Below are 13,132 nucleotides of genomic sequence, written 5' to 3'. Positions count from 1 at the left end.
GCGCCAGCTTTTTGTACGTAAGCCAACTCAAAGTAAACAACCATGCGGGCCGTACACAGCCTTGGTTAAATAAGCAATAAATGTCCAGTTAAGCAGGCTGAGCGCTGCCGTCTAACACCCCACAGCTTTTTAGTATGTTGCATAGCCTGTGGATATCTATCAGCTTGTGAGCAGCGGTAAATATGAACTTAAGCCTGGGGGTGGGGACCGAAGGCGGACATATCGCTGTTACCAGAATTCCGTTGTCTGCAAGTGTTTTTTCGGCATTTATGGCACTGCGCGAGTCTCGCATAATTAAAGGAACAATGTGACTCTTTGGTGGGGGAAGCTCAAGCATTTGGCAGAACTCTTTGGCCAGTCTCAGAGGCACTCCCGCATAAGACGTATATATATCCAGGGCGGCGTTAGCAGCTGCAATTAACGCAGGGGGGAGGGCAGTCGTGTATATGAAGCTTCTCGCCTTGTTCAATAGATATTCTATAGTTGTTCTTGGGGCGCAAATGTACCCCCCTAGTGCTCCAGCGGCTTTTGACAGGGTACCCATGTATAGATCCGGTTTGGATGTGCCAAGAATGCCGAACCCATGAGCAGTATCAATGGCTATCCAGGTGTCATGTTCTCTTGCCAATTTTACCAGATCGTCAACTGGGGCCAAGTCTCCGTCCAAGCTGCACACATTTTCTGTTAATATCAAACAGTGCTTGTACTTATGCCGGTGTTCTTTCAACAGTACTTTGCAGTCTTCTATATCATTGTGAGCAAATACGTGAAGCTTGGCTCCAGACAGTTTCACTCCATCTACAGCTGCGGCATGAATGAGCTGATCTGCCAACACCATGCAACTTTCATCTACTAGTGCGGATATGCTGCCAATATTTGCTAAATATCCACTGCTGAAGACAAGAGCTGCCTCTGTTTGGTAAATTTTTGCAATTTTTGTCTCAAGTTCTTCGTAGATAGGGTGATTACCTGTTGCGAGCCTAGATGCCCGTGCTCCGACTCCATATGCATTTATAGCGTCAATTGCTGCCTGTTTTACAGTTTCATGCGCTGCCAATCCGATATAGTCACTGCAAGAGAAAGAAGTTAACTCTTCTCCAGTATCTGTTTGTATCTTGCGACCTTCAGGAGAAGATGTATTCAGTATGCTTTTCTTGAGCTTCTTGAGCAGACCCTCACTTTCCAGAAGGTTCAGCTTGCCCTTCAGTACGCTCTCTAACACGAAGACACCATGTACGACTCAAACACCAGATGCTAAACGAGATCAGTATTATACAAGTTATGACACGTTATGCCAGTTATGAGAACGACACTTTGTGTCGTTTCTTTTTGCAGCGGTGCGAAGTACATGAAACGGTACACGGTATTTCTGTAACAAACAGCGCCAACATGGCGGGTTTAGACGTCAGTTTTCGTAGTTAGATAGCTATCTGTACTGTTAGTTTCTGAGCTCGGACTCACGTTGGTAATTTCCACGATAGCTACCTTGTCTTCATGGCGGAAAGTTTCGAGCAAAAAGACTCTTGCTATAATGCCTGCTAGTGCCACGCCCACTATCAAAATGTATCCGTGCATATGTTACTGTTGATTAGAAACTACCCAACAAAATAGTACATTGTGTGGTAAATGCTAGAATTATTAGCGCACTGTTGTATCATGAGCTGGGCTTATATTGGTATTTATATGGGCAAACTCTGGATATGTGCTGTGCATATGCTGTTTTGGGTGGCCCTTTCTGGGCGTTTTGACCAGTTTTTCCTATCTTCCGGGGCCGTTTGTTCAGTGCTGGTGGTGGTTTTGCGCAACAGATTAGATGCTGCAGTTCCAAAGGATAACTACAGCGCGCATCCGTGCTTTCAGAGTAGTCGCCCACTGGTGGTGGCCAAGAAACTGTTGCAGTATTGTTGTTGGCTGGGGTGGCAAATTATCCTGTCTGCTTGGTTTGTAACAAAGGCGGGTTTCCGGTCCAAAACACTGTGTTCGCCGGTTATAACCACAATGTCTGTCCCTCATAACAATGGGTTGGAATTATTTATGCTTACTAACTCAGTGACAGCAACGCCCGGGACTGTGGGAATGACGTCGATGCCAGATGGTAGGGTCAGGGTTCTGGCGCTCGATAGAAGTTTACTCGGTGGAGTGCTGGAGATCAGTGGCAAGATTCGTAGAATTTTTCACTCTTAAGCTCAACCAAGTGACAGCAGCCTCTTGTTGGCATCATCTTATGCGTGTTTGAGAATGCGGATTTTGTGTGCGTATAATACCCTTTGTGTCAAAAGGGCTGTTTTGCTTGCAATGCGGAAAACCATTGTTCTTATTTACAACAGATTCGCTGGAGAGATGCAGAATTTCTGCTGTTTGCTGGAAAGCGTTAAATCTATGACTGCTGTTGCACAGCTACGACTCTACTGGCGTGGTTTTCTTGTTGTTGGTAGCATAGCGCGCGGCATGTTTTGTGGTTCTTAGGTAAATTTGCAGAATTCCCTTCATGGTTAGCGATCTATCGACAGCGTGAACCTGTTCCATTCCCTGGAGCAAATGAGAGCTCCCTCCTGTGGCAACTACATGCAGTGGTTTATTTTCTTCTTCCAGGATTTTTTTTATCAGGCCCTCAACCATTGACACATAACCCCAATATATTCCAGATTCTACGGAGGGCACTGTAGAATTGCAGACCACGCCGGTAAGCTTGCGTGCGCACACCTGCGGCAGTAAGGCAGCGGTAAAGCTTTTAGTGATGCACGACATTCCGGGAGCTATAACCTGCCCATGGACTGCCCCGTCGCTGCGCATAAGGTTGAACACAGTCGCTGTACCCATGTCTATAACCAACAAGTCTTTATTGGGCCACAACATACGTGCGGCGACGAGATCAGAAATACGGTCAGCTCCTATAATCTCCTGTGCAAGGCAGATGCGAATCCCAAATAAGCCTGCAGAGGTAGAAGAAATAAACACTGGTTCTATTGAAAAAAAATCCTCAAAAAGCTCTCGCACTTTTTGATCAATTATGGGTACCACGCTAGATATTGCGGCACCTGTCAGGCTACTTATATCGATGCCAGATTTGTGAGCTAAAGTGGCTATAATGGCATAAAGCTCCGAAGCTGTGCGTGAAGTACAAGAAGAAATCGCCCAACTCGATAAAAACCGTTCCTGACGGTAAATCGCGAACTTTATATTGGTATTTCCGATATCAACTATGGCTATCATTTCATTAATTTATTGGACATCCACCCCCACAGCCTGCTCAACCTTGGTGAACCCATCGCGAGTCAAAAGTTCGGCTAGCTCTGTGTTTATTCGGTCAACTACGCCAAATCCTTCATAGACCAAAGCGGTGTATAGCTGTACTAGAGAGGCCCCAGCCCTGATTTTTTCCAGCGCTTGAGCTCCGCTGCTTACTCCTCCACAGCCTATTAGCACTACTTTTCCTCTGGTAAGAGAGTATACGTCGGCGAGTACTCTGGTAGATAAGCTAAACAGTGGCTGCCCGCTCAGTCCTCCACTTTTGGCGGGGGCCGCAGTTTTTAGAAGCTTGAAGTTTGTTGTGGTATTACTAACTATAATGCCATTTATCCTGTGCTTGAGCACTTCGTCTACGATGTCTTGTAACATTTCATCCGGAAGATCCGGGTCCATCTTTAAGAGCACTGGGACAGACTCTGCCTGATCTACAGCGCGCCTTGCGCTGGCAACCGAAGACAGAATTTCGCATAACGACTCTCTCCGTTGTAGAACGCGCAGTCCCGCGGTATTTGGCGACGACAGGTTAATTGTTATGTAGCTCGACAGCCCATAAACATCTCTAACCATGCCTGCGTATTCGGCAGCGGGGTCGGTGCAATCCTTATTCATGCCGACATTTATACCAAATACCAGGTTATTCAGGTCCTTGGAATCTATCTTCTTCAGTAGGTGCTTCAAGCCCTTGTTGTTAAAGCCAAGGCGGTTCACGATCGCTTTTTGTGCAGGTATGCGAAAAATACGAGAGCCACTGTTACCCGTTTGCGGCTTTCTTGTCACAGTTCCAACTTCTGAGAAACCGAATCCCAAAGACATGACTGACTTTATGACTTCGGCATTTTTATCAAATCCCGCGGCAAGGCCCACTGGAGTTCTTACCCTAAAGTTTAGTGGCTGAGTGCACAAACACTCTGGCATCTTCCGCCTGCTGGAGGAATAAATACCTTGCTTTAAAACGAAAATAGCCAGCCTATGAGCTATTTCAGGTGGTATGAGAAACGACGGATTGCTAAATACTGAAAACGACATCAATTTTCCCTAACCGGACTCCAAGGAATATAGCATACCTCTCACTAAAATACCAAAACCGCGCTGCCACGCTGCACGAATATTATTGTCACACGGTAACAATTGAAAGTATTTCTCATCATGAATGATAAAACCAGGACGAGCCTTCCCACCGCACTTTGCGGTAGCGTGATAAGTGCTATACTATCGACATAGTTGCAACAACTATTAATACATTCCAGAGAGCATTATGGTATACTGCAGGCTGTGCGGTGTGCTCAGCCTTCTATAGGCGCAAGCTGCTGTTCATCAATAATTGGGTGTGACTGTTTCAGCGGTGAAAGCGTCTTCTGGATACTTTTGTTTATATACTTAAGAGGGTTACATGCGGGTTCTGTCTGTGGAAAATAAACAGGAGTTGGATGTATTAAAAACAGTGTCAAAGCCTGTAGTAGTGGTGGATGATACCACAAAAGGGATTGCGAAGAACTTGGTGCGTGTTGCTGCTAGTGGAAAGACTGTTGGCTTATCAGCTATCCAGCTCGGGTATCCAATAAGGGTGTTTGTGATAAACATGTTCAGTGGCCTTTTTGATGCGGATAAAGACCTTAAGACCATTTCCGGGAGTGACCACATAGACGGCAGAAGCTTGGTATGCATTAATCCTGAGATCATAAGCTTTTCAGGTGAAACTGTGACCCTTTTCGAGGGCTGTCTGTCTGCAGAGACATACGGGATGATAGGCATAAGTAGACCAGGGCACGTTGATCTAAAGTATACTAATCTTGCAGGTGGGGAATGTGTAGTTCGCACGTACGGCTGGCTCGCTAGATGTGTACAGCATGAAATGGACCATCTGAACGGGGTTCTCCTAGCCAACGTTGTCGATAATATTAAAAACCATCTGGAGCATAGCGTTTCTGAAGAAGACTATAGCTCTGTTCATATACTTTTGCTGGACAATAAACGGATGGACTCCAACTAGCACTTGGCATCCATGAAACACGCTTTACCAGTTGTCGTTGGTGCTAGTTGGGGATCGCTAGAAGGTGTTGGAGGTATGTGTTTCTTCTTGTGGCTAACGCAGGTTGGAAAGTCATTACGGTGCTTAATGCTGTGCATCTATCAAATTCAGCACTGAACCTTCCTCAGAAGCACAACGCTTATGTAGCCTGGAGTGATGTTTTTGTAATGTGCGCTTGTGTTCTGTTTTCCCTTTGTGAAATTTAGAGCGCTATGAGGAAATTCTGCATCTTGGCTACGGTGTTGCTAATTGGGAACAAATTTGGACATGCGCCCATTATTAGAACCACACGGTGCTACATGTGTTTTATTGCCTAGTTGTAAGTAAGTTTCTACGGCGCGTCAGGCAATCTACCACATATTGTTTAAAGGCAGATCGTGACGTATACCGTTGTGGTAGAAGCTTTGCTATGTGTGCAATATAGTAACGCATTGTTATTGCAGGGAATTGAACAAATAAGTATCCATGAGTGGTCAAGCATCACCATCTGTCGCTAACTTTGTGCTTGTAATCCTTATTGTAGCAGATGGTTCTGTAGCGAAAGGCAGGGTGCTATTTGTTGAGAAAAAATCTTTAGATAGGCTTCAGGAGTATGGTAGGTAGGCTTTTTACGTTCAGGAAACATTGGTGCATGCAGCATAATACGATAAAGTAAGCATGAGGGGTGAGACATCGTGTACCGTGGCGATCTTGCATTCATAAATCTTGTCGCATAGCCAAGAAAATTGTTCTAGTAAATGTGGTTGCGGGCGTCAATAAAGATCCTGGCGCTATGGTGCTGTCCATGGCGATGTGCAGTGCTTGGCAAGTATGAAGTCTTAAAAACAGCTTAGAGAGTTAGAAAAGCCCTTGAAGCTATGATGAGCTCTGGTACTCGAAGTGGCATCGATATTTCTCCTCCGTTTGATACGAGCATGTGATATTTGTGAGGCCCAATTACATAGGGTTCTTTTCATGAAGTTTCCGTTCCTGTTTTAAAGTCAAAAGTAAGCACTATGTGTTGAAGCGTGTATTGCCATCTTTGCAATAGGGGCATGCGCTAGCTGTTTGGTAACGCTGATTTTGTTTTGAGTCAAAATTTGTCAGCGTTTGAACTACTTGCAACCGATGTATCTATTTAGCTCCTTTAAATGTGAATAAAGGCTCAAGGAACATGGGTAGAACAATAATCATTTCCTCTATGATCATTATTTCCGAAAGATGCTGAAAGCAGGTTATCTGCGACGCTTCCCTTTTTATGCAATGGGGCTAACATTCATCCAATTTAGCCTGGTTGTGAACAGGACGCGCTGTTTTCAGACAGTTCCGCAGACCAAGGCCATTTTTTATTCGAGGGGGAATTTTAGTTTTGTTACGGCTACCAGAAGGTCGCTTGAGTTTATGTGTACGTTTCAGTGGCAAGGCCTGTGCTTAGTACCTGGCGGCTATAACGTGTTTGTGCGGAAACATACCCCGTCAAAACTTTGAGAATCTCCATATATTCTATGTGCTTCAAAGCATGAGCCCAAGAAACTGGGTAAACTATTTGCCAGAGTGGATTTATGTGTTAATGCTTCTGTGTTTTGACTATTTTCACGTTTGAGCTCTCGCTTGTGTAGCAGTGTACAGTTATAGAAATTTCTACAGAGACTGCGTTCTGTTGGAATGATGTCACGTATATAACCTCGCTGCCCAGCAGCGAGGCAGGATGAGTAGGCAATGAGCCTACGTGTGGAACTGTACACTGGATAAGTTAGGTTTTCTAGTGCCTCGAACCTATCATCCAAGAACTTGTTATTAGCTCTGGTCAGAATTTTACAGCCCAGTGGTTTGCTGCATGTACTCAATGATCAGCAATATTCTTTCCACCTACAACATTAGAGGAGGACGTATGGAGCCGAATGAAAGAACTCTGCGCGCGTAGGTGCTCACCGCGTTTGAGGGGTGCGACCCTACTCTTCTTGTGTTTTAGCCTGAGAAGTTACGTTGTGCATGTTTGAAATTCTAGAATAAAACACAGGGTTTACCTTAGTGCAACATGAAGATACACAGTTATATCGCTCAGCTACGAACTAGTTTTTCCGTATACTCAGGGGAGTGCCTACAGCATGACAAGAGCGCTCTGTTGCTCGCAATGATACGAGAAATTGTGTGGTCGAACCACGCGTTTTATTGCCTTTCTCTCCTGGAATTACTGGTATGGTGTAGTAGTTATTGCTATAATCAGGTTTCTAGTTTTAGGCATTGACTGTATGACGACAATACTGAATGGCCCTTGCTATTCCTCTGGTTCCGCGGTAGATAGCCTTGTGGTACTTTTGCACGGCAGAGGCGCTAGTGGGGACAACCTTATCTCGATTGCTCCGTATATGTCGAGGCAGGGTCTGGGCAACACGAAATTTGTTGCGCCACATGCTCCAATGCCTTACGGTCCTGCGGGATACACGTGGTTTACTGATAGCCTAAGAGATATGGATGAGAAGACGGCTTTCACCGAGATTATGGAGGCTGTGCAAAAGGTAAATAGGTTTGTGGATTCTCAGCTTGCGATGTTGGACATCAGTGATGATAAGTTGGCGTTTGTGGGCTTTTCACAGGGTGCCATGTTGTCAATGTATTTGGGTTTGAACAGAGAGAAGGAATGTGCTGCGGTTGTAGCTTATTCTGGTGCTGTGCCTTTTCCTGCAGCATTGGAACCCATGATTCGCTCAAGGCCGCCAGTTTGTGTGGTCCATGGCGAGGACGACGATGTTATCCCATTTGAGTATTTTGGGCACACCACTGGCTTTCTTGAGCGCAATAATGTGCGTGTTGATGCTCATGGTCTGAAGGACCTTGATCACAGCATCAGCAATGAAGGTCTGGAAATAGGATTGAAATTTATTAAGGATCGCATAACAAAGTAGTCCGCTATCAGGCGTGTTAGGGTGGTATTTGTAAAAAGCTAACCTAGTGCTGTAAGTCTTTGTGCGTGTGTTGTGTTGAGACATGTGCAAGTGGCCTGGTGGTGTTTTGGCTACATCTGTGTTTGAAATGAAGGTTGCATATTTTGCTGTGTCAACCGCGGCAGGTGCTGTGCGTTTACCTGCAGTAGGGGTCGTCACATGGGCCAGCATGCGTGGATATTGTTTCTGTAGGCACACAGGATATTTTCTAGGCAATGGTTACAAGGATGACTAAGTTTGTAGTTTCAATTGATGGTGGCGGCATCAGAGGGATAGTAGCCACAAAGGTTCTGTGTGAAGTTGAGAAGAGGATACGCAAACCTGTAGGGGAGGTTTTTGACCTTTTTGTTGGTAGTTCTATTGGTGCAATAATTGCAGCCGCGTTAGCTTTAAGGACATCAAAGGGCAAGACTACATATTGCGTAGAAGAAGTTTTGGGGTTTTTCTTCAAGTATGGTCCCTCTATATTTCACAAGTCTCTCATACGCAATATAATCTCTGTTATTTCAGGCTCTAGATTTTCTGCGAGCAATTTCGAGAAGGCGTTAAGGCACATTTTCAAGGATATTACTATGGGGGAGATATCACAGCATTTCTTGGTGCCCAGCTACGATGTAAGAGCACAGAACACAATAATGTTTCGCAACTGGGTTGATGGGCATAAGAGGTTGAAGTTGGTAGATATATTGCGCGCAGCTTCGGCGGCTCCCACAATTTTCACACCCAAGCGCATGACGATAGATGGATCGCGTTGTCTCATGATAGATAGTGCCATTATTGCTAACAATCCGTCGGTTTGTGGGTATGCAGCGATAGACTATTTGTACCCTGGTGAAGAGGTGTATTTTCTGTCTCTAGGGGTAGGTAGCGCGCGTCACGTAGTACGTGAGGTCAAAGATAGTCTGGCCTTTTGGGCTATCAATGCTGCTCCAATTTTTATGGACGCTGGCATGGAGGCTGTGGATTACCAAATGACAAGAATACTGGGAAGTGATAAGTACATACGAGTCACGGGGCCACTGCAGGATGCGAGCTATGACTTTACTGATGCGTCTGAGAGAAATATGCATGCTTTGCAGCTTGACGCTGACAGAATAATAGAGCATGAGTCTGACAAGATAGATAAATTCGTTCAAGCATATCAGAGGGCTAGTGCTGCGGGTTCAAAGTAGCTAGCATTCGCTGGTTTATGTGGCGTTGTCCGAGCAAGAGAAGTGGTGCTGCCTTCAAGATAAGGAGGTGTCATGCCTAAGGTTGTTACTATCATAAAGGTGCGCGATGGAAAAGTCCGGTGATGACCCCATTGAAATATTCAGCTCGTGGTATTCCGATGTGCTGAATTCTGGTGGTGTTAGAGAACCTTCAGCCATGGTTCTTGCCACATGTGACTTGGAAAATCGTCCATCTGCCAGGATAGTCTTGCTCAAGAAGCATAGTCAGCAAGGTTTTGAATTTTACACAAATCTTTGTAGCAGGAAAGGGCGTGAAATTGCGGTAAATCGGCAAGTGGCACTGGTTTTTGATTGGCAAGTTGTCCATAAGCAGGTGCGTGTTGAAGGTGTTGCCGAATTTATGGATGGGAAAGAGTCAGATGCTTATCATGCATCGCGATCACGTGAGAGCCAACTTAGTGGATTGTGTTCCAGGCAATCTGCAATTTTACTCGACAAGGGGGAACTGTTGAAAGAAATAGAGCTCGCAAGTCAGAAATTTGCCGGCAAAGAAATTCCTAGACCCGAATACTGGGGCGGAATACGAGTTGTGCCTCAGACTATAGAACTGTGGTCGGAAGGGTTGCATAGATTACATAACAGAAAGCAGTACAAAAGAAATCCCAGCGGCCAATGGGAATGTGTTGAACTGTATCCGTAGTGTAAGTGCTTTGCACGACAACTTAATGCGCATGTGAAATTAGCTCTGCCATAGGAATTTAGGAATGCAAGTGGTACTGCAGGAATAATGGGGTGCAACGCCATGTTTGGTCGAGCACGCGTTACTAGTTTTCACTATTGGACTGCAAAGCATTTAAGGAATGAGATCGGCAGGCATTTACGGCCTCGGAATGTGTTGAACTGTATCTATAGTGCCCAACAGCTGCTATCCAATAGTGGGGTGTTTATGTGAGATTAGTTATTCCATTTAGGGTTAGGTTGCATTGCAGTGATAATGTAGTGAAATTATCACATTTGGCCGGGTGCGTGCGACTTTGTTTTCATTTTTGTGCTACGAAACATTTATGTCATTTACATATTACGATTAACGTGGGGTCTTTGGTCATAGGGAATTCGTTGAACTGCATTTGCGGCACTAGCGCTTTGCACAATAACGGAATGCACATGTGAAATTAGTTGTACTACAGGAATGCAAGTGGTATCGCGGAAATAATGCAGTGAAAGTGCCACGTTTGGTAGCGCGCTCGTTACTTGATTTTCACTTTTGTGCTGCGAAACACTTGTGTCGTTTTCATATTGCGGTTGGCTGCTGTTTTCCGATCATCAGAGGTGTGCAGGCTAATGCAATAGCGCGAATTTTTACCGCAGGGAATTACACGATATCGTTATATTTATGTTGTGAGATGAAGAGTGTTTAACGATCATGCGCCAGCATTAGTTACGATCGGAGATATTGCAACACATTGTGTTGCTGGCAACAGTGTACTTTATAACTAGTTTGGGGGACTACGGGCATTAGTCGAGTGCTCGTGCGGCGTTGCAGCACTGGTGTTATTTCGGGAGAACTATAGACAGTTTACAATGCAATACTCCTGGCCAGTGAGGTACATTGCCGGCATTTTACCTACTTAAGGGCATTGCTCCTGAGCGTGTGTTAGGGTCCATTTGTCAGGTATCAGCAAAATACAGGTTACTTGATAGAGCATGGGAGGATTCCGTACCACAGCGAATATTTTTACAGTGCGCATAGCTGTTTTTTTTATTCACGCTCACATAGCAAGATACCAGGTGACATTGCTGAGCATAGGGCATGGAAACGTTAGCGAGTCATGCGTATAGAAGAGCGCAGATAAGTGAGGATTTATTTAACGCCACATGCAATTTTATAAGATGTGGCTACAACACAACAAATCGGTACGTTATGAGCCGTAAGTTAGGTAACTGTATCGTCGAAAACAGTACAAACTGAGGTGGATTTTAGAGGGTAGTGCGTATAGTAGGGCAGGCCAGTGGGAATTTGTACGTTGTGGTGATCGTATGTAATTGATACGATGCAGTTTCAGCGCAGACCGGGATGGCATGAGCCATTCATTGGGTGGTCGTCTTGTCGCAGGCAGCACAAATACTTGTAGTGCAGAAATTTTGAGATTTGTGGGTTACCTACAGCATTTTTTCTGTGAAGAACAGGCACTAATGAGATCCAGCTAGTGCTAGTTTCTGTTGATGAGAAGGGGCGCCGCATTACATTTACATATGGATGAGAAAACCAGCATAGCCACCGTCAACAGAAACGCCATTCCCTGCGGGGTTCTTCCGCCCCAGTCTACTGCACTGGTATATTAATTACATTTTTATTGTGCTGAGCCATCGTTTGTTGGTCGCAAAGAAAGCATACGTTGCATTGAAGAGAGCTGCAGAGCAGTGCTAAGTCTGGTTTATATGGCGCTAGAGGCTCTCAATGCGAACGTCGCAATATGTGATTACGTTCTGGTGATTATCAATGGTCCTGCTGTACCGCAAACAGTTTTATGTTTATTGACAGAAAACATATGTTGCATTTTATGGGTCCAAAAAGTGGCATCAAATGTGATTTACATAGTGCTAGTGGCTATCAGTGTTAACAGCGCACTACGAGTTTCTTCCGTTCCAGAGGTTATTAGCGGTCCTGTTGTGTGTTGATAGCAAAGAAAACGTAGGTTGGTTCTATATTATGGGGCTGAAGGGTGGCACTAAATGTAGTTGCATAGTGGCCAATATCTATTACGGGGAACGCAGCATTATGTATTGGTGGATTATAGTGTCATTTTGTTACGAACTGTTGTTTATCGTGGGAAAACGCCGGTTGTGTTCTATAGAGCCGCATTGCTGCCTCAGCAAATGTGACAGTTGTTGAAGGGGATGACACGGGATTTTTTTCCTGTACTGGTGGATCAATTACGTTTCCGTCTGAGCTATCGTGTTGATCGTAAAGAAACACAGATTGTATTTTATTGGTTGAAGAGTCGCTATGACTTGTTTGAGAGCACTGCACTGCGCTTTGTTTCCAAGGTTTGAGGACACTAATGTGATGCGCAGTTTTTGCAAGGTGAGGCTGTGCTGCTATAGCGTGAAGGCAATTCCCGGATGCGTGGCAGCATGTTGCACTATTAACATTCTTTCGCACATATCCGTGCTCTCCGGCGTGCAGAGCCTTTTTAGGCACCATACCCAAAGGCACAAACCCTATTGTGACTATGCGTAAGGCGCGGTCATTGCTGGTATGTTTAAGTCTAGGAAAGTGTCTCTGCTGGCGTGAGTAATGAAAGGGCTATGGAGTGTACTGTATTGAATTCTTCTTCTAAAATTTTGTTCAGCAGCTTATGCCGGTTCAGTCTGCTCATTCCGTCAAAGTGGCTAGATACCACGGTAACCTTAAGATGGGACACTAGATAATTTGCGCTTGCCAGGTGTGTGGCGTGGTGTGCGGATTCATTAGAAATTTTTATATTAGCTTCTCCAAGATGTGAAATGACCTTTTCCTCTATAACGGCTGCAAGCCGCGTGTAGGTAACATGTTTCTTATCAGCGAGATCTGGAGCTGAAGTATGGGCAGAGTTGTTATTGGTGATCGCGAATTTTGATCTTTCATCCGAGTGCATGGTTATATTTGCAAAAGTTCCACATAGATTCTATTCCCATAAGCATATAGTGTCCACTCCTGGGGAATTTTTGCGCAGTGATCGGTGAGTGAGTCTCTGCAGTTTTCTTGGGATTGGGTG

11 protein-coding genes are annotated in these 13,132 nt (G+C 45.0%); 6 read left to right on the top strand and 5 right to left on the bottom strand.

The genetic code is table 11. The features are described from left to right. Positions 1–88 precede the first annotated feature (88 nt). Positions 89–1,222, bottom strand: coding sequence for an aminotransferase class I/II-fold pyridoxal phosphate-dependent enzyme (locus ANPL_RS03635; RefSeq protein ID WP_169193390.1), 1,134 nt, complete (start codon positions 1,220–1,222; stop codon positions 89–91). A 176-nt stretch (positions 1,223–1,398) separates the two neighbouring features. Continuing rightward, positions 1,399–1,575, bottom strand: a complete 177-nt coding sequence (locus tag ANPL_RS03630; protein ID WP_169193389.1) for a hypothetical protein — start codon at positions 1,573–1,575, stop codon at positions 1,399–1,401. 81 nt (positions 1,576–1,656) lie between these two features. Here ANPL_RS03630 and ANPL_RS03625 point away from each other — a divergent pair, with 81 nt between their 5' ends. After that, entirely contained in the window at positions 1,657–2,184 is a 528-nt protein-coding gene (locus ANPL_RS03625; RefSeq protein ID WP_169193388.1) for a Na+/H+ antiporter subunit E, read from the top strand. A gap of 213 nt (positions 2,185–2,397) precedes the next feature. On the opposite strand, the gene ANPL_RS03620 is transcribed toward ANPL_RS03625, so the two are convergent. Next, positions 2,398–3,213, bottom strand: a complete 816-nt coding sequence (locus ANPL_RS03620) for a type III pantothenate kinase (protein ID WP_169193387.1) — start codon at positions 3,211–3,213, stop codon at positions 2,398–2,400. 9 nt (positions 3,214–3,222) lie between these two features. Next, the gene (locus ANPL_RS03615; protein WP_169193386.1) at positions 3,223–4,275 is read right to left on the bottom strand and encodes a quinone-dependent dihydroorotate dehydrogenase; all 1,053 of its coding nucleotides are present in this window, start codon (positions 4,273–4,275) and stop codon (positions 3,223–3,225) included. A 379-nt stretch (positions 4,276–4,654) separates the two neighbouring features. On the opposite strand from ANPL_RS03615, the gene ANPL_RS03610 reads away from it, so the two are divergent. From ANPL_RS03610 to pdxH, 5 genes are all read left to right on the top strand, one after another. After that, positions 4,655–5,239 carry a peptide deformylase gene (locus ANPL_RS03610; RefSeq protein ID WP_236822805.1) on the top strand — a complete coding sequence of 195 codons (585 nt, stop codon included), beginning with the start codon at positions 4,655–4,657 and terminating at the stop codon, positions 5,237–5,239. A 504-nt stretch (positions 5,240–5,743) separates the two neighbouring features. Continuing rightward, positions 5,744–5,881 (top strand): hypothetical protein, encoded by a 138-nt coding sequence (locus tag ANPL_RS03605; RefSeq protein ID WP_169193384.1) that lies wholly within the window; start codon positions 5,744–5,746, stop codon positions 5,879–5,881. A gap of 1,628 nt (positions 5,882–7,509) precedes the next feature. Continuing rightward, the gene (locus ANPL_RS03600; RefSeq protein WP_169193383.1) at positions 7,510–8,163 is read left to right on the top strand and encodes an alpha/beta hydrolase; all 654 of its coding nucleotides are present in this window, start codon (positions 7,510–7,512) and stop codon (positions 8,161–8,163) included. A gap of 266 nt (positions 8,164–8,429) precedes the next feature. Further along, on the top strand, positions 8,430–9,374 hold the full coding sequence (locus ANPL_RS03595) for a patatin-like phospholipase family protein (protein ID WP_169193382.1): 945 nt from the start codon (positions 8,430–8,432) through the stop codon (positions 9,372–9,374). 106 nt (positions 9,375–9,480) lie between these two features. After that, positions 9,481–10,074, top strand: coding sequence for a pyridoxamine 5'-phosphate oxidase (gene pdxH / locus ANPL_RS03590; RefSeq protein ID WP_169193381.1), 594 nt, complete (start codon positions 9,481–9,483; stop codon positions 10,072–10,074). Between the two features lie 2,569 nt (positions 10,075–12,643). Here the strand turns inward: pdxH and ANPL_RS03585 are convergent. After that, positions 12,644–13,012: a BolA family protein gene (locus tag ANPL_RS03585; protein WP_169193380.1), complete on the bottom strand. Its 369-nt coding sequence runs from the start codon at positions 13,010–13,012 to the stop codon at positions 12,644–12,646. Positions 13,013–13,132: the final 120 nt, after the last annotated feature.

The organism is Anaplasma platys, from assembly GCF_012790675.1.
Taxonomy (GTDB): Bacteria; Pseudomonadota; Alphaproteobacteria; order Rickettsiales; family Anaplasmataceae; genus Anaplasma; species Anaplasma platys.
This window is presented reverse-complemented; position numbering and strand designations above follow the sequence as displayed.

What these genes read in the sequence shown, in the direction of transcription:
- ANPL_RS03615 (WP_169193386.1), bottom strand. Translation starts at nt 4,275, where the DNA reads ATGTCGTTTTCAGTATTTAGCAATCCGTCGTTTCTCATACCACCTGAA.
- ANPL_RS03600 (WP_169193383.1), top strand. Translation starts at nt 7,510, where the DNA reads ATGACGACAATACTGAATGGCCCTTGCTATTCCTCTGGTTCCGCGGTA.
- ANPL_RS03605 (WP_169193384.1), top strand. Translation starts at nt 5,744, where the DNA reads ATGAGTGGTCAAGCATCACCATCTGTCGCTAACTTTGTGCTTGTAATC.
- ANPL_RS03585 (WP_169193380.1), bottom strand. Translation starts at nt 13,012, where the DNA reads ATGCACTCGGATGAAAGATCAAAATTCGCGATCACCAATAACAACTCT.
- ANPL_RS03625 (WP_169193388.1), top strand. Translation starts at nt 1,657, where the DNA reads ATGAGCTGGGCTTATATTGGTATTTATATGGGCAAACTCTGGATATGT.
- ANPL_RS03620 (WP_169193387.1), bottom strand. Translation starts at nt 3,213, where the DNA reads ATGATAGCCATAGTTGATATCGGAAATACCAATATAAAGTTCGCGATT.
- pdxH (WP_169193381.1), top strand. Translation starts at nt 9,481, where the DNA reads ATGGAAAAGTCCGGTGATGACCCCATTGAAATATTCAGCTCGTGGTAT.
- ANPL_RS03595 (WP_169193382.1), top strand. Translation starts at nt 8,430, where the DNA reads ATGACTAAGTTTGTAGTTTCAATTGATGGTGGCGGCATCAGAGGGATA.
- ANPL_RS03630 (WP_169193389.1), bottom strand. Translation starts at nt 1,575, where the DNA reads ATGCACGGATACATTTTGATAGTGGGCGTGGCACTAGCAGGCATTATA.